Origin of the sequence: Herbaspirillum sp. ST 5-3, from assembly GCF_004804275.1 — a bacterium.
Taxonomy (GTDB): domain Bacteria; phylum Pseudomonadota; class Gammaproteobacteria; order Burkholderiales; family Burkholderiaceae_D; genus Noviherbaspirillum.
The window spans coordinates 1-15058 of sequence record NZ_STGI01000002.1 but is presented as its reverse complement, the minus strand read 5'-3'; the positions used below and the strand labels follow the sequence as shown (position 1 = coordinate 15058).

At 56.2% G+C, this 15058-nt stretch carries 18 protein-coding genes and 1 pseudogene; 8 read left to right on the top strand and 11 right to left on the bottom strand.

The window, feature by feature from the left end; genetic code table 11:
• Positions 1 to 34: 34 nt before the first annotated feature.
• The 3 genes from E6W33_RS03620 (at position 35) to E6W33_RS03610 (ending at position 2443) form a co-directional block, all read left to right on the top strand.
• Positions 35 to 238 (top strand): cold-shock protein, encoded by a 204-nt coding sequence (locus E6W33_RS03620; protein ID WP_136415665.1) that lies wholly within the window; start codon positions 35 to 37, stop codon positions 236 to 238.
• A gap of 211 nt (positions 239 to 449) precedes the next feature.
• Positions 450 to 1805 (top strand): cache domain-containing protein, encoded by a 1356-nt coding sequence (locus E6W33_RS03615; protein ID WP_136414436.1) that lies wholly within the window; start codon positions 450 to 452, stop codon positions 1803 to 1805.
• Between the two features lie 8 nt (positions 1806 to 1813).
• The gene (locus E6W33_RS03610) at positions 1814 to 2443 is read left to right on the top strand and encodes a response regulator transcription factor (RefSeq protein WP_136414434.1); all 630 of its coding nucleotides are present in this window, start codon (positions 1814 to 1816) and stop codon (positions 2441 to 2443) included.
• Between the two features lie 55 nt (positions 2444 to 2498).
• Here the strand turns inward: E6W33_RS03610 and icd are convergent, their stop codons facing one another.
• Positions 2499 to 3752, bottom strand: coding sequence for an NADP-dependent isocitrate dehydrogenase (gene icd, locus E6W33_RS03605; protein WP_136414432.1), 1254 nt, complete (start codon positions 3750 to 3752; stop codon positions 2499 to 2501).
• A gap of 322 nt (positions 3753 to 4074) precedes the next feature.
• Between icd and E6W33_RS03600 the strand changes: the two genes are divergently transcribed.
• The 3 genes from E6W33_RS03600 to E6W33_RS03590 all read left to right on the top strand — a co-directional run bounded on the left by E6W33_RS03600 (position 4075) and on the right by E6W33_RS03590 (position 5621).
• A complete protein-coding gene (locus E6W33_RS03600; protein WP_136414430.1) occupies positions 4075 to 4644 on the top strand; it encodes a pseudouridine synthase in 570 nt (189 codons plus the stop codon).
• 93 nt (positions 4645 to 4737) lie between these two features.
• Positions 4738 to 5001: a hypothetical protein gene (locus E6W33_RS03595; protein WP_211097225.1), complete on the top strand. Its 264-nt coding sequence runs from the start codon at positions 4738 to 4740 to the stop codon at positions 4999 to 5001.
• 167 nt (positions 5002 to 5168) lie between these two features.
• The gene (locus tag E6W33_RS03590; protein ID WP_136414428.1) at positions 5169 to 5621 is read left to right on the top strand and encodes a DUF192 domain-containing protein; all 453 of its coding nucleotides are present in this window, start codon (positions 5169 to 5171) and stop codon (positions 5619 to 5621) included.
• Positions 5622 to 5813: 192 nt separating this feature from the next.
• On the opposite strand, the gene rpsT is transcribed toward E6W33_RS03590, so the two are convergent.
• Positions 5814 to 6080, bottom strand: coding sequence for a 30S ribosomal protein S20 (gene rpsT, locus E6W33_RS03585; RefSeq protein ID WP_136414426.1), 267 nt, complete (start codon positions 6078 to 6080; stop codon positions 5814 to 5816).
• A gap of 263 nt (positions 6081 to 6343) precedes the next feature.
• On the opposite strand from rpsT, the gene murJ reads away from it, so the two are divergent.
• On the top strand, positions 6344 to 7894 hold the full coding sequence (gene murJ / locus E6W33_RS03580; RefSeq protein ID WP_136414423.1) for a murein biosynthesis integral membrane protein MurJ: 1551 nt from the start codon (positions 6344 to 6346) through the stop codon (positions 7892 to 7894).
• Between the two features lie 76 nt (positions 7895 to 7970).
• On the top strand, positions 7971 to 8810 hold the full coding sequence (locus E6W33_RS03575; protein WP_136414421.1) for a SirB1 family protein: 840 nt from the start codon (positions 7971 to 7973) through the stop codon (positions 8808 to 8810).
• A gap of 25 nt (positions 8811 to 8835) precedes the next feature.
• Here E6W33_RS03575 and E6W33_RS03570 read toward each other — a convergent pair whose 3' ends face one another.
• The 9 genes and pseudogenes from E6W33_RS03570 to E6W33_RS26910 form a co-directional block, all read right to left on the bottom strand.
• Positions 8836 to 10743 (bottom strand): ATP-binding cassette domain-containing protein, encoded by a 1908-nt coding sequence (locus E6W33_RS03570; protein WP_136414419.1) that lies wholly within the window; start codon positions 10741 to 10743, stop codon positions 8836 to 8838.
• 518 nt (positions 10744 to 11261) lie between these two features.
• On the bottom strand, positions 11262 to 12050 hold the full coding sequence (locus E6W33_RS03565; protein ID WP_136414417.1) for a DNA adenine methylase: 789 nt from the start codon (positions 12048 to 12050) through the stop codon (positions 11262 to 11264).
• Positions 12051 to 12197: 147 nt separating this feature from the next.
• Positions 12198 to 12377, bottom strand: coding sequence for a hypothetical protein (locus E6W33_RS03560; protein WP_136414415.1), 180 nt, complete (start codon positions 12375 to 12377; stop codon positions 12198 to 12200).
• A complete protein-coding gene (locus E6W33_RS03555) occupies positions 12374 to 12919 on the bottom strand; it encodes a lysis system i-spanin subunit Rz (RefSeq protein WP_168798512.1) in 546 nt (181 codons plus the stop codon). Before E6W33_RS03555 ends, E6W33_RS03560 begins: the two co-directional genes overlap by 4 nt.
• Positions 12916 to 13569, bottom strand: coding sequence for a transglycosylase SLT domain-containing protein (locus E6W33_RS03550; RefSeq protein WP_168798511.1), 654 nt, complete (start codon positions 13567 to 13569; stop codon positions 12916 to 12918). Before E6W33_RS03550 ends, E6W33_RS03555 begins: the two co-directional genes overlap by 4 nt.
• On the bottom strand, positions 13566 to 13877 hold the full coding sequence (locus E6W33_RS26915; protein ID WP_168798510.1) for a hypothetical protein: 312 nt from the start codon (positions 13875 to 13877) through the stop codon (positions 13566 to 13568). Before E6W33_RS26915 ends, E6W33_RS03550 begins: the two co-directional genes overlap by 4 nt.
• Position 13878: 1 nt before the next feature.
• Positions 13879 to 14175 carry a hypothetical protein gene (locus tag E6W33_RS03545; protein ID WP_136414410.1) on the bottom strand — a complete coding sequence of 99 codons (297 nt, stop codon included), beginning with the start codon at positions 14173 to 14175 and terminating at the stop codon, positions 13879 to 13881.
• A gap of 63 nt (positions 14176 to 14238) precedes the next feature.
• Positions 14239 to 14697, bottom strand: coding sequence for a hypothetical protein (locus E6W33_RS03540; RefSeq protein WP_136414409.1), 459 nt, complete (start codon positions 14695 to 14697; stop codon positions 14239 to 14241).
• Positions 14698 to 14706: 9 nt separating this feature from the next.
• Positions 14707 to 15058 (bottom strand): annotated as a pseudogene (locus E6W33_RS26910) (hypothetical protein); the annotation flags it as partial.

The following is a 15058-nucleotide window of genomic DNA, read 5'->3' as shown; positions in this document are numbered from 1 at the left end:
CTCGTGTGATTAGCTATTAATGAAAGACGCTTTTATGGCAACAGGTACCGTCAAGTGGTTCAACGATTCCAAAGGCTTCGGATTTATCACTCCGGATGACGGCGGTGAAGATTTGTTCGCCCATTTTTCCGCAATCCAGATGCAAGGCTTCAAGACTCTAAAAGAAGGTCAAAAGGTCTCATTCGAAGTCACGCAAGGCCCCAAAGGCAAGCAAGCTTCCAATATTCAGTCGCCCTAATCACATCGATTAGCAAGAGTACCAAAAACCCCGCATACGCGGGGTTTTTTTTCGTCTCTTCGCTCTCGCCCGATCCATTCGTTGCGTATCGGCACTGGCCCTGCGGTCCGTGATAACTTTACAAGCTGCTCGTAGCAATCACCATCACGCGTGAGCCCTTCGTCGCCGCAAATGATCGCCACGAGCAAAAATAGCTGTAAAGTAATGCTTCATGAAACTCCGGCAAAAAATTCTGCTGCTCGCAATCACTCCGCTCATCGTTGCGTTGTTTGCGATTGCGCTTGCGGTACGCTATCAAGCGACGCTCCTGGCGCATCAACAGCGCGCCTCGGTCGAGGCGGCTTACCTGGCCAGCAAGGAAGCGGAGCTCAAGCATTTTGTTGTGCTTGCGACCCGCTCCATCGAGCATCTTTATCAATCGGGCCGGCATGACGAAGCGACGTTAAATGAAGCGAAAGCGATTCTGGCGACACTTGATTATGGCGACGACGGGTATTTCTTTCTCTATGATCTTGAGGGTCGCAATCTCATGCATCCTCGCAAGCCGGAACTGGTTGGGCGCAATCTCTGGGACCTTCGCGACCCGAGCGGCAGCCCGACGATACAGCGGCTGATTGCTCAAGCAAAGGCGGGCGGCGGATTCGTGCGCTACTTATGGGAGAAACCATCGTCGGGCAAGATGGCGCCCAAGCTCGGCTATGTGGTCGAGCTTGAACGGTGGGGTTGGATGCTTGGAACCGGGCTGTATCTGGACGATGTCGACGCCGCCCTCGCAAAGATCGATGCACAGATTTCGGGAAATATCGATAACACGATGATCTGGATTACCGGTATTGCCATCGCTAGCGCACTCGCAATAGGACTCTCCGGCCTAGCATTGAATATCAGCGAAAACCGGGTTGCCGATGCCAAGCTGCGCGCATTGGCACAACGCGTGGTGCGATCACAAGAAGAGGAACGCGCACGTCTTTCGCGCGATTTGCATGATGGAATCAGCCAGTGGCTGGTATCGATCAAATTACAGGTTGAGTCGGGAATTGCCAAATTGATCGCCAATGCGGCACAACCGGAACTGGCAAGATCATCCTTCGACCGCGCTGCCGGACAACTCAATGATGTGTTAGGTGAGGTCAGGCGCATCTCGCACGACCTTAGACCCGCCTTGCTTGATGATCTCGGACTGGCGGCAGCGCTCGACCATCTCGTTCAGGAATTCAGCGAACACACCGCGATCACGACACGATTCAGCTCGGACGGCTCGGTTGACGGGCTGAGCGACGTGGCGAATACAGTACTATTCCGTATCGCTCAGGAAGCACTGACCAACATCAAACGGCATGCAAGCGCAAAGAACGTCAACGTTCGGCTGATTGGCAACAAGTCCAGTGTCGCACTCATTATTTCCGACGATGGCATCGGCTTCGACGTCGCCGGCGTCGCGCAGCATCCCAAGCGCGGCATCGGATTGCGCAATATGCATGAAAGGGTTGATGCCGTCGGGGGCAGCTTGAATCTGGCTTCATCCGCTGAAGGCACCCGAGTAACCGCCAGCTTGTATCGAATGTAAATCAAAAAATGCTTAGTCAACCGTATGTTCACATCCTGCTGATCGACGACCATCCCCTGGTTCGGGACGGCTTGCGTGCCCGCCTCGAAACCATACCGCATTTCACAATCGTGGCCGAAGCTGGCAATGCAGACGAGGCATTACAACACGCTGCGACCGAGATGATCGACATCGCATTGATGGACATTAATCTTTCGGGGATGAACGGCATTGAGCTTACCGGCCGCTTTAACACGCTATATCCCGAGATCGCGGTATTAATGCTGAGCATGCATGACAAGGCGGAATATGTCATGCAGGCAATCCAGGCAGGAGCGCGCGGCTATGTACTGAAGGATGCCCCGGCGATGGACATTATCACGGCCATTGACACCGTCATGTCTGGCGGAATCTATTACAGCGCCGGCCTTGCAAAGCAACTGTCCCGCCCTATGCCCCCCGCTTTGCTGCTGACACCCCGCGAGCGTGAGGTGTTGAAGTGCATTGCGACGGGAAAATCGAACAAGCATATTGCGCGCGACATGAGCCTGAGCGTGCGCACGGTAGAAACGCATCGCCTCAACATCAAGCGTAAACTGGGTATTGAAGGTCAAGCCGACCTGATTCGTTTCGCGCTGGAACAGACCCAGATCAAGTAAAAGGATAAAAAAATGGCCGGATCGCTCCGGCCATTTTGTTCTTCCATCGAACGAACTACATGTTCGAAATCATGACGTCACCGAAGCCGGAGCACGACACTTGTGTTGCGCCTTCCATCAGGCGCGCGAAGTCGTAGGTCACTTTCTTCGACGTGATCGATTTTTCCATCGAAGAGACGATCAAGTCGGCAGCCTCAACCCAGCCCATGTGACGCAGCATCATTTCTGCGGACAGGATCAGCGAGCCCGGATTCACGTAATCCTTGCCGGCGTACTTCGGCGCGGTACCGTGAGTCGCTTCGAACATCGCGACGGAGTCGGAAAGGTTGGCGCCAGGAGCAATACCAATACCACCGACTTGTGCAGCCAGAGCGTCGGAAATGTAGTCGCCATTCAGGTTCAGCGTGGCAATCACGCTGTATTCGTTCGGGCGCAGCAGGATTTGCTGCAGGAATGCGTCAGCGATCGAGTCCTTAACCGTGATTTCCTTGCCGGTCTTCGGATTCTTGAACTTGCACCACGGACCGCCGTCGATCAGTTGCGCACCGAACTCCTTCTGTGCCAGTGCGTAGGCCCAATCGCGGAAGCCGCCTTCGGTGTACTTCATGATGTTGCCCTTGTGGACAATGGTCACCGACGGCTTGTCGTTGTCGATCGCGTACTGGATTGCCTTGCGGACCAGGCGCTCCGTGCCTTCACGCGAGACCGGCTTGATGCCGATACCGGACGACCCCGGGAAGCGAATCTTCTTGACGCCCATTTCCTTGATCAGGAAATCGATTACCTTCTTGGCGTTTTCGGTGCCTTCCTGCCATTCGATGCCGGCGTAAATGTCTTCCGAGTTCTCGCGGAAGATCACCATGTCAGTCTTCTCCGGCTCGCGTACCGGCGAAGGCACGCCCTTGAAGTAACGCACCGGACGCAAACAGACGTACAGGTCGAGTTCCTGACGCAGCGCCACATTCAACGAGCGGATGCCGCCGCCGACCGGGGTGGTCAACGGGCCTTTGATGGAAACAACATAATCCTTCAACACCTTCAGCGTCTCGTCGGGCAGCCACACATCCGGGCCGTAGACTTTGGTCGACTTCTCACCTGCGAAAATTTCCATCCAGCTGATCTTGCGCTTGCCGCCGTATGCCTTTGCAACAGCTGCGTCAACGACTTTGATCATGACCGGCGTAATATCGACACCAGTGCCGTCACCTTCCAGATAAGGAATGATCGGATTGTCGGGAACATTCAACGAGAAATCGGCATTGACGGTGATCTTGTTGCCTTCGGCAGGCACTTTGATATGTTGATACATCGTAGGCTCCGGGGGTTGAGGAGGAAAAGAAGGCGGTTGCACTTTAAATTTTTGTTTTAAAGTCGACTCTCAGTCTTATATAAGACATAAGACAGCATTTCGTATTATGCACTACTATTTTACTGGATGCCATAACTTTTGCCATTGGCAATATTTTTATCAAGTTGTCAATCGAGTGATTTTCCTTTGGCCGCGTTGAGCGGAACACGTTCCTCGCATCCGGAAAACGGCGGACGCCGGCGCGGATCTACAGGTTAGTTCCTAATGCGCCAATATACAAAGCGTAAAATAGCGCCGCACTTTTACCCGGAATCGCCAGCGCATGTCACTTATTCTCTTCAACAAACCCTTTCAGGTGATGTGCCAGTTTTCACCACATCCTACCCGGGAGACACTCGCAAATTATCTGGATATTCCCGGGATTTATCCGGCGGGCAGGCTCGACGCGGACAGCGAGGGCTTGCTCCTGCTCACCGACGACGGAAAACTTCAACATCGCATCAGCCATCCTGACAGCAAACAGCCGAAAACCTATATCGCGCAAGTGGAGGGCGTTCCGGATGCGACAGCATTGCTGCGCCTGCGGGGACAGTTGGATTTGGGCGATTTCGTGACTCAGCCCTGCGAGGCAAGGCAAATCGAACCACCGTCGTGGCTATGGAAGCGCGCCCCGCCGATCCGGGAGCGCGAGAACAAGCCAACCAGTTGGCTGGCAATCACCCTGTCGGAAGGGAAAAACCGCCAGGTTCGTCGCATGACCGCGGCGGTCGGCCTGCCGACCTTAAGGCTGATCAGAATTGCGATCGGACCCTTTTCCCTGGCCACACATCCGCTCTGGCCGGGCGAATGGCGCGAGGTCTCAGCCGCAGAGCTGGAAAAAAGGGAACGTTGACAAGAGTCGCGCAGCAAAACAATTGACATAGCCATGGGCCGCGACTTTCGGGCCTGTTGAAAATTTCCCGGAGAACTCTGTCAACCAATAATCTTGCACTTCGTTATTCACATTGATTCGACAGAATCACCGTTTTTATCAACATGCCAATTTGAAGGACATAAAATGAAAAACCTGATCGCCGCTCTGATCGCTGGTCTGTTCGCCGCTTCCGCCTTCGCTGCTGATCCTGCTCCTGCTTCCGCTCCGGCTGCTGCATCGGCTGAGGCATCCGCTCCGAAAGCCAAGAAAGTCAAAAAGGCAAAGAAAGCCAAGAAAGCAAAGAAAGCCGCTGCAGCTCCGGCCGCTTCGAACTAATTCACGCTTTCGTGAAAGAAAAAGGCAGGCTTGTCCTGCCTTTTTTATTGTAATTTCGCTGCCTCATGGCGAGGATAATGCAAAGTCCGGACGCGCAACTGTTGCGATGCGTTTTGCATTGTTATCGGATAAGCTTCTGAAGCGTTTTAATTTGCCGCCAACTCCAAATGATTTCCAGACCACTCTTTTCGGTTTCGGCCTTACTGGCCGCCGCTCTTGTCACTGCCAGCCCATCTGCGATAAGCCAGCAGCCGATGAAATTTCCGGTAATTTCATTGAGCGCGGGAATTCACCTCATCAAGGCGGAAGTCGCTGCAAGAGATGCAGAGCGTCAGCAAGGCTTGATGTTCCGGGAGAAACTGGGGCCGAACGAAGGGATGGTATTCTTGTTCGAAGCACCGGCTGGCGTATGCATGTGGATGAAAAATACCTTGATTCCGCTGTCGGTAGCTTTTATCGACGACAGTGGCAAAATCGTCAATATCGAAGACATGCAACCACAAACCACCGATTCGCACTGTGCAAAAAAGCCGGTTCGCTATGCTTTGGAAATGAATCTCGGGTGGTTCAAGCAGAAGAACATCAAGCCGGGCAGCGCAATCGACGGGCTTCCCCGCTAAATCAGTACGCGAACAAGGTTCGGTAGCTGGCGCGGATCAAATGAATGCATTCGCACGGCCGAGTGGATTATTTATGTTGCAATCCACCGGCCTTGAACTTCCAGCGCACAAACGACAAAAACCCGCGTGACATCGTCACCCGGGTTTTTTAATTCGCTTCCTGAGGCGAACAGCTCTCAGGACAACTGCTGATTACGCAGCCAGTGCCTTCAGGGCAGCGGCCAGACGGCTCTTGTGGCGAGCGGCCTTGTTCTTGTGAATGATCTTCTTGTCGGCAATACGATCGATCGTCGAAATAGAAGCCTGGAATACTTGCGTAGCTGCTGCCTTGTCGCCGGCTTCGATCGCCTTGCGGACGGCCTTGACTGCCGTGCGCAGCGTCGAACGCTGGCTGGAGTTGTGTGCGTTTTGCTTGACTGCTTGACGAGCACGTTTGCGCGCTTGTGCGGTATTTGCCATGAATAGTTCCTAAAACGAAATCGGATTGCGTTCGCGGTCTGCGAGACGGAATTCTGTAAAGCTGCGGATTATAGCGTTTTTTTGGAAAATGAGCAATTGGACGTTTCAATCGCCAATATTCTGAGATCAGCGTCCCCGGAAAACAGACCAAGAAGCGGCGCGCAGGTCGCCATGCAGCGATTTTCCACCGGAAATAAAAGCTTACACAACCGCGTCCATTTATGCCCCGGATTACGGGACCCCAGCAGCTATAATTGCGCACCATGAATCTGCATAAAACGCTTGCCACCGTCTCTGGCATGACGATGCTGTCGCGGGTAACGGGCCTGGCGCGAGAACTCCTTATTGCGCGCGCATTCGGCGCATCAGCCTACACGGACGCATTCAACGTTGCCTTCCGCATCCCGAATCTGTTGCGCCGCCTGTTTGCGGAAGGCGCATTTTCCCAGGCCTTCGTCCCCATTCTTGCCGAGTACAAGAACCAGAAAGGGGAAACTGCGACCAAGGATCTGATCGATCACGTCGCGACTGTGTTGATGTGGGCATTGGTGCTCACCTGCATTATCGGGATCGTGGCCGCGCCGATCGTCGTGTATTTCATTGCTACCGGACTGAAATCGGACGCGGAAGCGTTTACGAGTTCTGTCGTCATGACGCGCATCATGTTCCCGTACATTGGGTTCATGGCATTTGTCGCACTCGCCGGCGGCATCCTGAATACATGGCGGCAATTCCAGATTCCGGCATTTACTCCGGTACTGCTGAACATCTCATTCATCGCCGCCTCCCTGTTTCTGGCCCCTCATCTCGCACAGCCGGTCTACGCATTGGCATTTGCGGTTGTGTTGGGCGGAGTTCTGCAAGTCGGAATTCAGGCTCCAGCCCTGCTCAGGATTGGGATGCTGCCTCGTATTGGGCTCAATCCGACGTTCGCCCTGAAGGATCCCGGTGTGCAGCGCGTGCTGCGGCAAATGGTGCCTGCCATTGTTGCCGTCTCCGTCGCGCAGATCAGCATCATCATCAACACCAATATCGCTTCGCACCTTGCCAGTGGCAGCGTTTCCTGGCTCACCTATGCTGACCGACTGATGGAATTTCCCACAGCCTTGCTCGGCGTGGCGCTTGGGACGATTCTCCTTCCCAACCTGTCGAAGGCGCATGCGGACAGCGATCATGCGGAATATTCTTCTTTGCTTGACTGGGGTCTTCGCCTGACTTTTCTTTTGGCGCTTCCCTCTGCCGTCGGACTTGCTACTCTGTCCGAGCCGCTCACCACAACCCTGTTCCACTACGGTAAGTTCGACACCCAGGCAGTCGTCATGACCAGTCGGGCGCTCGTGGCCTATGGAGTTGGATTGATTGGCTTGATCGTCGTCAAGATTCTGGCACCGGGTTTCTACGCAAAGCAGGACATCAGAACGCCGGTGAAGATCGGCATCGTCGTCCTGATCGCGACACAGTTGATGAATCTGATGTTCGTACCGACATTGGCTCACGCGGGGCTCGCGCTCTCGGTTGGCCTGGGTGCCTGCTTGAACGCGGCGTTTCTGTACCGGGGATTGCGCAAGCGGGGAATTTATGTGCCCCATCAAGGCTGGGGCATCTTTCTCGCCAAGCTGGCAGGCGCACTGTTCTTGCTGGCGGGCGTCGCGCTTTGGACTGCCGGACACTTCGATTGGGTGGCTTTGCGCGCCAATCCCCTCCATCGAGTTGGCGCGCTGGCTCTGGTCATGCTTGCATGCGGAGTAACATACTTCGGCGCACTTTTTATCATGGGCTTCCGCCTGCGTGATTTCAAACGCGTGTCGGACTGATCCCGTTATCTAAAATCGCCTTCGATTTCTATCCCGGCCTTTATTTGACGGCACGATGGTTTATGATGGCTATTGTATGGTGATCAAATCTCTCGATTACTTTGCGTCGCTGGTTCAACAGGACGATTCCATTCCGCTGTTCGAGGCGGCATTGGCTATCGCACAGGATGTCGATCCACAGCTCGATCTGGAAGCGACACAAGTAGAGGTCGACACGCTTGCAGCGAAACTGCAACGGCGACTCCCATCGGACGCCTCCAGCGTGCAGAAGCTGCGCATGCTGAATCACTTCTTTTACCGCGAGCTCGGCTTCGGTGGCAACATCAACGATTATTACGACCCGGATAACAGTTACCTGCACCGAGTAATCCGCACGCGCCGCGGCATTCCTATTTCCCTGGCAGTGCTGTACATGGAGTTGGCGCAGCAGATCGGCTTGACCATGAAAGGCATTTCCTTTCCAGGTCATTTCCTGATGAAGCTGTCGGTACAGTCCGGGGATATTGTGCTCGACCCCTTCAATGGCGCAAGCTTGTCGCGCGAAGACCTGGAAGAGCGGCTGGAACCCTACTTCGAGCAGCAGAGCTATCCCGGAGCGATTCCGCTTTCCTATTATTTGCACGCAGCCCATCCGCGCGAAATCCTGGTGCGCATGCTGCGCAATTTGAAGACGCTGTTTGTCGAGCACATGCGATGGCAACGGGTGCTGGGCGTACAACAGCGTCTGCTGATTTTACTGCCCGACGAGATCACCGAACGCCGCGACCGAGGGCTGGCCTATGCCAATCTTGAATGCCCGCAGGCGGCACTCGACGATCTGGAAGCTTATCTGGCGGAGCGGCCGTACGCTCCTGACGCCGAACTGTTACGCAGCAAATTACCCGAATTACGCGATGCCAGCAGGCGCATGAACTGACTGACCCCGCGACAAAGCCAAGACATCAACCCTTCGCCTTGGCTTCGATCGCCTCCCATTTCTCGAGACTTTCCATCAGCAGTTCGTCAATCTCGGCAAATCGCTGGTTGAGTCGCTGCACTTCCTCGGGTCGCTGACGATACAGATCCGGATCGGCCAACTGTTCGGAGATGGCTTTTTGTTCGACCTCCAGGGCAGCAATCACGCCCGGCAGGCTTTCCAGCTCTCGCTGCTCCTTGTAACTCAGCTTCTTCGCCTTTGCCGCGGCGGGTGCAGCGTCCTTGGCTGTTGGCTTGCTTTCCGCTTTCGGAGCCGACTTCGCCGGTGCTTGCGCTGTCGATGCGCGTACGCGTTCCCAATCGCTATAGCCACCGATGTACTCACGCCACAGGCCGTCGCCTTCCGCGACGATCACCTGCGTGACGACGTTGTCGAGGAACATGCGGTCATGACTGACGAGGAAGACCGTGCCGCTATAGTCTTCGAGAAGCTCTTCCAGCAACTCGAGCGTATCGATGTCCAGGTCGTTGGTCGGCTCATCCAGCACCAGCACATTGGCCGGCTTGGCAAACAGCCGCGCAAGCAGCAGGCGGTTGCGCTCGCCACCCGAGAGGGATTTGACGGGCGATCTTGCGCGTTCCGGCGCAAACAGAAAATCGCCGAGATACGTCATCACGTGCTTGCGCTGCCCATTGATCTCGACCCAGTCGCTGCCGGGCGAAATGGTATCGGCCAGGCTGGCTTCCTCATTCAATTGCGCGCGCATCTGGTCGAAGTAGGCAATCTGCAAGCGGGCTCCCTGCTTGACCGTGCCGGCATCGGGTTGTTCCTCGCCCAAAATGAGCTTCAGCAGCGTCGTCTTGCCAGCTCCGTTCGGCCCGATCAGGCCGACCTTGTCGCCGCGCAGGATGGTCGCACTAAACCCACGCACGATGACTTTGTCGCCGTAACGTTTTTCGATGTCGGTCAGCTCCGCAACGATCTTGCCTGAGCGCTCGCCGGCCGACACATCAAGCTTGACCTGCCCTTGTTGATCTCGTCGCGCGTTGCGGGTGCGGCGCAGCTCTTCCAGGCGCCTGACGCGCCCTTCGTTGCGTGTCCGGCGTGCCTCCACGCCCTTGCGGATCCAGACTTCTTCCTGCGCAAGAAATTTGTCAAACTTCGCGTTTTCAATCGCTTCGACTTCAAGCTGTTCCGCCTTGCGTGCCTGATAGGCGCTGAAATTGCCGGGAAACGAAAGCAGTCTGCCGCGATCAAGTTCGACGATGCGTGTCGCCACGTTATCGAGGAATGAACGGTCGTGGGTAATGAAAAGAATGCTTCCCTTGTAATCACGCAGGAGACCCTCAAGCCAGAGGATGGACGTGAAATCGAGGTGATTGGTCGGCTCGTCGAGCAACAGCACATCAGGTGCACTGACCAGCGCACAAGCCAGCGCCACGCGCTTTTGCGTGCCGCCCGACAAGGTCCCCATCAGCGCCGTCTTGTCCAGATTGAGGCGCGCCAGGATGGTTTCCACCCGATTGGAGAGATTCCATGCATCGGCGGCATCCAGTTTTGCCTGAATGGCATGCATGCGATCCATCACGGCATCGTCATTCTCGCCGCCCAGACGCTCCGTCAGCGTGTTGTATTCAGACAGCAAGCCCTGCAACTCTCCCATGCCAGCGGCGACCGCATCAAATACGCTGAGGTCGGGAGCGAACTGCGGCTCCTGTTCGACATAAGCAATCTTCAGCCCTTGCTGCATCACGAGCAAGCCGTCATCCAGCTTGGAAATACCTGCAATTATTTTCAGCAAGGACGACTTGCCGGTGCCGTTGCGCCCGATTAATCCGACCCGCTCCGCTGGTTCAAGAGAAAACTCCGCATGATCGAGCAATGCGACATGCCCGAAGGCGAGCTGGGCGTTAGAAAGTGAAATGACTGCCATAAACAAAATCGCCTCCATGCAGGAAGCGCGGACCCGAAGAAGGAAATGAAGCACGCATTGTACCGATAGCGGCGAACAGAAAGTTATTTATGGAACGGTCTCGGCTATAATCTCGGGCGTGGTGAAAAACACTTTCACCGCTTCTCAGCGTCTCGCCGTAGTTCAAGGGGAGAAATCCCGCATAAACATTGGCTTAGCGCCGACCTCGTATCACTTCCGTATCACTCAATTCCAAAAAGAAAAGAATGAGATGCGGCATTTCTATCGCTTATCCGGGCTTCCAGTATGAAAATGCGCAGCTGAATCGCGCATGCAATCCCCACCAATCTTGCGCGTCTCCCGCGACGGAAGGACCAGTTCATATACACCGTATCTGGACCGCGCTTCCGCCTCGGTCAACTTGTACGATGTGGTGACCCGCTTCTTCCGTACCGGGTCAAAATATCGGACGAAATAGACGATCTCGGTTTGCTCGGATTCCATGGGAATATACTGTACAAAACATCAGTATATCCCGCTCAGAATAATCCGGCAGGTTCGCTCTCTCGATTCCAGCTATAGATAACCACCTCCTGGCGGTCGACGGCTTTTCCGCCGCCGGCGACGCTGTACTGGATCGGTACCGTATCGATCTGGAAACCAGCGAAGATCCGCCGGATATCAGGATGGTCGTTGAGGCTGACGATCGCCTTGCCTTTCATGCTCCGCAGCTTGCCCGCCATCTTTTCGTACTGATCCAGTCCGAACGCGACGCCGTACCCTTCGGTCTCCCAATACGGCGGATCCATGTAAAAGAAGGTATGCGGCCGATCGTAGCGATCGATACACGCCGCCCAGTCCAGGTTCTCGATGTAGGCCTGCGCCAGGCGCAAGTGCGCTGCAGATAGATTTTCCTCAATCCGCAATAGGTTGATTGGTGGCGCCGTTGTTGCCGTGCCCCAGTTCTGCCCCTCAACCTTACCGCCGAATGCCTGCTGCTGCAGGTAGAAGAATCTCGCGGCACGCTGGATGTCGGTCAGCGTCTCCGGCGGCGTGTCCTGCAGCCATTTGAAGACATCCCGGCTGGACAGCGCATATTTGAACTGGCGGACAAACTCCTCAAGGTGATGCTTGACCACGCGATACAGGTTGACCAGCTCGCCATTGACATCATTGATAACCTCGACAGGTGCCGGCGGCCGCATGAAATAGAGAGCCGCTCCACCAGCAAACACCTCGACGTAGCAGATGTGGGGAGGGAATTGGGGAATGAGCCGGTCAGCAAGACGACGCTTGCCGCCGATCCAGGGGATGATCGGTGTTGCCATTGTGAACCTTTTCAATGTGCTAGAATCCGGCCCGCCTCGCGAGGTGGCAGAGCCTTGGCTTGGTTCACTGCTTACTCAGTGGATTGAGGCCTATCCTGGTTGCTCCAACAACCAGGACAGGCGCTCTGTCTTTTTACTGCGCCGCGCTCAGAAGAAGAAACCAACAATTCCCGCAAGCACGGTGCCCAGCAGGCCGAGGAGTCCCACAGCACACATGCCGAGCGCTTCCAGCGGCCGACTCGGGCCATAGCTGCGGTCCCAGATCATTTTTCCGGCCAGCGCCACACCCAGGAAGATGATGAACGACAGCATCAGCAACCATTTCATGGCGTCACCTCCGCAGGGATACCTTGCGTGCAGGCTTGGCGCAGCAGCTCGTAGCGGTCGACTACTTCGGCGTGTTTTCGGATGGCTGTGTCGCCTCGATCGGCGAGACGGACAAGAAACTCTCCAGCTCCTGCAGTAATGTCGGCGCGTCCTTCCTGGCTAGATCCGCCGGCAGCGCCGGCAGCTGGATTGGCTCCGGCCGCACAAGACGCGTAACTGACGGGGATGGACAGCCGGCGAACATGGGAGCGCAGATCAGCAATAAGGCGATCAGCTTTGGCTTTTGCATCGAGTTCCTCCTGTTGGTACTTGTCGTACCGGTTATCGAGGATCCGGACCAGTCGACGCTCTTTTTCGCGCGTCTCGGCATCGATCCGGATCTTGTCTTCCAGCGCACCAACGCTGGCCTTCAGTTCCTTGCGCTCGGCCTCTTTCATCGCCAGGCGCTCGCCGCGATCGTGTGAGACGAAAGCGACCGCGGCGGTCCAGATGACGATCGCCAGCCAGAAGCGCGGATCCAGCAAGAATGTCGGGATATTCATGTTGTCGGCCTCGGTAGACAGATCGTCGTTCCGTATGCCGCGAAGAGCGGCTGATGCTTGAACAGGATCTTGTGTGGATACGTCCGGCTGTACTCGAAGTTTTGCGGGCTCTGCCTGGTCAGCACGAACTCGGTCACGCCGAACCAGGTCAGCGGATCCGGCGACTTCGCTTGCGCTTGCTGCACGTACCCGGGCCCGGCGTTGTAGCCCTTGAGTGCGGCCGCCCATCGATGGCAGGCATTCCTGCCCTTCACGCGGCTGTAGATCCATGTGTCGTAACGGATCAGGGCGCGGATCGCCCAGCGCGGGTTGTATGGATCCGGCGGACCCAGTTCCGGGTAAAGGCTGGCAACCTGCCTACTGGTGCCGTCCATGAACTGGGCGAGCCCGCGGCCGTTGTCCGATGCGGTGACATCTGCCCGGCACGTCGACTCCTGCCGGATCTGGCCGAGAAACATCGGTACCGGTGTGTTGATCCCGTTCACCGCTTGCGCCTCGCGGGTCACCATTGCCGCGTAGCGCGTGCAGACGTCTGCACCGAACGCGGGACTGGTGACAATCGCCGCAATGCAAAGCACCGCGACGATCGCCAAAGTCGCGTTCGCGAAGATCCGGAACAGGCCGACCTTGCGTTGATAGGCCGTCTTCATAGCGCCATCCCGAACGCCAACATGGTGGCGCCGATGATGATTGCGCGCCGGACCTGTTCTGTCGGATGGCTGGAGCGGGTGATGCGCAGCGTGTGAAACGCACGCCGGTCGATCCAGTAGCCGATGTACGCGGCAAGGTTCAGATGTCCGCACTTCCAGAGGATCGTCTGCAGGCGCGGCCACAATCCCGCCTCCGGCTCGATGCCTGTCGGAATGCCGGCGAGGGCAGTGGCCAGCACATATGCCAGCACGGACAGCAGCAGCCATTGCACCATGCGCAGTTTGTCGAATCGATTTGAATTTTTCACATTACCCTCCCAAGATTTGAGCCTTGAAGTATTTGAAAAGGATCGTCACTACCCCGGCAAATGCCAGCCATGAGCCGGTCTTGGCGAGATGGGTAATCAGATCCTGGCGGAGCTTGCGGTTGTCGGCCATCTTCTGGATCACCTCCTCGTGATACCGTCGATGGCCATCCGGATCCCCCTGCGGAAAGCCTTTGAGAATCTGGTCTGTCTTGCGGGTGTTATCGGCCAGCTCGCCACGCATGGCGGAGATTTGATCCGACAGATCTTTGATAAGGGCTTTCTCTTCGTCGCTGAGCATGCGGGCACCAAAAAGAAAACCGCCTTGCGGCGGTTCGGTTGATGGATGGGTGGGAATCTGTTTCTAGGCGACTGGTCCGCCCCGAACCCACTTGCTGCCGGGCAGCAGCTCGCAGATCCGCGCGAAGCTATTCGGATTGAACCGCCAGGCGTCGCGCAAGCCGCCGGCGGTACCGATCGCCTCATTGCAGAAGTAGCGGCGCCCGTCCTGCCGGATCGGGCACGACGTCGACAACAAGCCGATCACGTCGTACTTGGCTCCCAGGTGCGCATGGAACCAATCAAGCGCGCGCGACCCATCGAGCGACGGCACCTCGATCACATCCCAGTGATCCGGCTGCAGCTCGATCATCTTCAGCCGCACGCCACCATCCAGGAACGATGACGATCCGCAGAGGACCGGGCCGCTCAGCTCGCGGAAGCCATCGAACACCGCTTCGGCATGCGAGTAGGGACCGCTAGTCCACCAGCTGACGAAGCGATTGAAGAGGCGCGTACGTCCTTTGTAGAAGGCGATCTTCATGGCGGGATCCTAAGAGAAATAAAGTCTACGCAGTGCCAGGTTTTCTTCCGGCGCCAACGGCGTCATCAGGATGTAGCTCTTCTGCTCCGCCGTCAGCAGACCTTTCGAGATGAGCAAGTCCATCATCTGCGGTAGATCGGCGCGCTTCAAGTCAATCCACTTGCGCGCCATGACGTTCTTGACCAGCGCCTGCACTTGAACATCGACACTACTCAGGATGCTCATTGTGGATGCGCCGGAAGCATCGAAACGGTCAAAGAACGGGCCGATGTCGATCAGCCACTCCGTTTCGCTTTCCGCGACATCTGGAACTGCCGCAATAGGCGCGACGTACGGAACCGTGATCCATTCGATCCCCGTA

Excerpts from the sequence above, each read along its gene's own strand:
- E6W33_RS03550 (WP_168798511.1), bottom strand. The coding sequence starts at position 13,569 with ATGAAGACGGCCTATCAACGCAAGGTCGGCCTGTTCCGGATCTTCGCG.
- murJ (WP_136414423.1), top strand. The coding sequence starts at position 6,344 with ATGAATCTGCATAAAACGCTTGCCACCGTCTCTGGCATGACGATGCTG.
- E6W33_RS03610 (WP_136414434.1), top strand. The coding sequence starts at position 1,814 with ATGCTTAGTCAACCGTATGTTCACATCCTGCTGATCGACGACCATCCC.
- E6W33_RS03545 (WP_136414410.1), bottom strand. The coding sequence starts at position 14,175 with ATGCTCAGCGACGAAGAGAAAGCCCTTATCAAAGATCTGTCGGATCAA.
- E6W33_RS03555 (WP_168798512.1), bottom strand. The coding sequence starts at position 12,919 with ATGAATATCCCGACATTCTTGCTGGATCCGCGCTTCTGGCTGGCGATC.
- E6W33_RS03575 (WP_136414421.1), top strand. The coding sequence starts at position 7,971 with ATGGTGATCAAATCTCTCGATTACTTTGCGTCGCTGGTTCAACAGGAC.
- E6W33_RS03540 (WP_136414409.1), bottom strand. The coding sequence starts at position 14,697 with ATGAAGATCGCCTTCTACAAAGGACGTACGCGCCTCTTCAATCGCTTC.
- E6W33_RS03565 (WP_136414417.1), bottom strand. The coding sequence starts at position 12,050 with ATGGCAACACCGATCATCCCCTGGATCGGCGGCAAGCGTCGTCTTGCT.
- rpsT (WP_136414426.1), bottom strand. The coding sequence starts at position 6,080 with ATGGCAAATACCGCACAAGCGCGCAAACGTGCTCGTCAAGCAGTCAAG.
- E6W33_RS03615 (WP_136414436.1), top strand. The coding sequence starts at position 450 with ATGAAACTCCGGCAAAAAATTCTGCTGCTCGCAATCACTCCGCTCATC.
- E6W33_RS03590 (WP_136414428.1), top strand. The coding sequence starts at position 5,169 with ATGATTTCCAGACCACTCTTTTCGGTTTCGGCCTTACTGGCCGCCGCT.
- E6W33_RS03600 (WP_136414430.1), top strand. The coding sequence starts at position 4,075 with ATGTCACTTATTCTCTTCAACAAACCCTTTCAGGTGATGTGCCAGTTT.
- E6W33_RS03560 (WP_136414415.1), bottom strand. The coding sequence starts at position 12,377 with ATGAAATGGTTGCTGATGCTGTCGTTCATCATCTTCCTGGGTGTGGCG.
- icd (WP_136414432.1), bottom strand. The coding sequence starts at position 3,752 with ATGTATCAACATATCAAAGTGCCTGCCGAAGGCAACAAGATCACCGTC.
- E6W33_RS03620 (WP_136415665.1), top strand. The coding sequence starts at position 35 with ATGGCAACAGGTACCGTCAAGTGGTTCAACGATTCCAAAGGCTTCGGA.
- E6W33_RS03570 (WP_136414419.1), bottom strand. The coding sequence starts at position 10,743 with ATGGCAGTCATTTCACTTTCTAACGCCCAGCTCGCCTTCGGGCATGTC.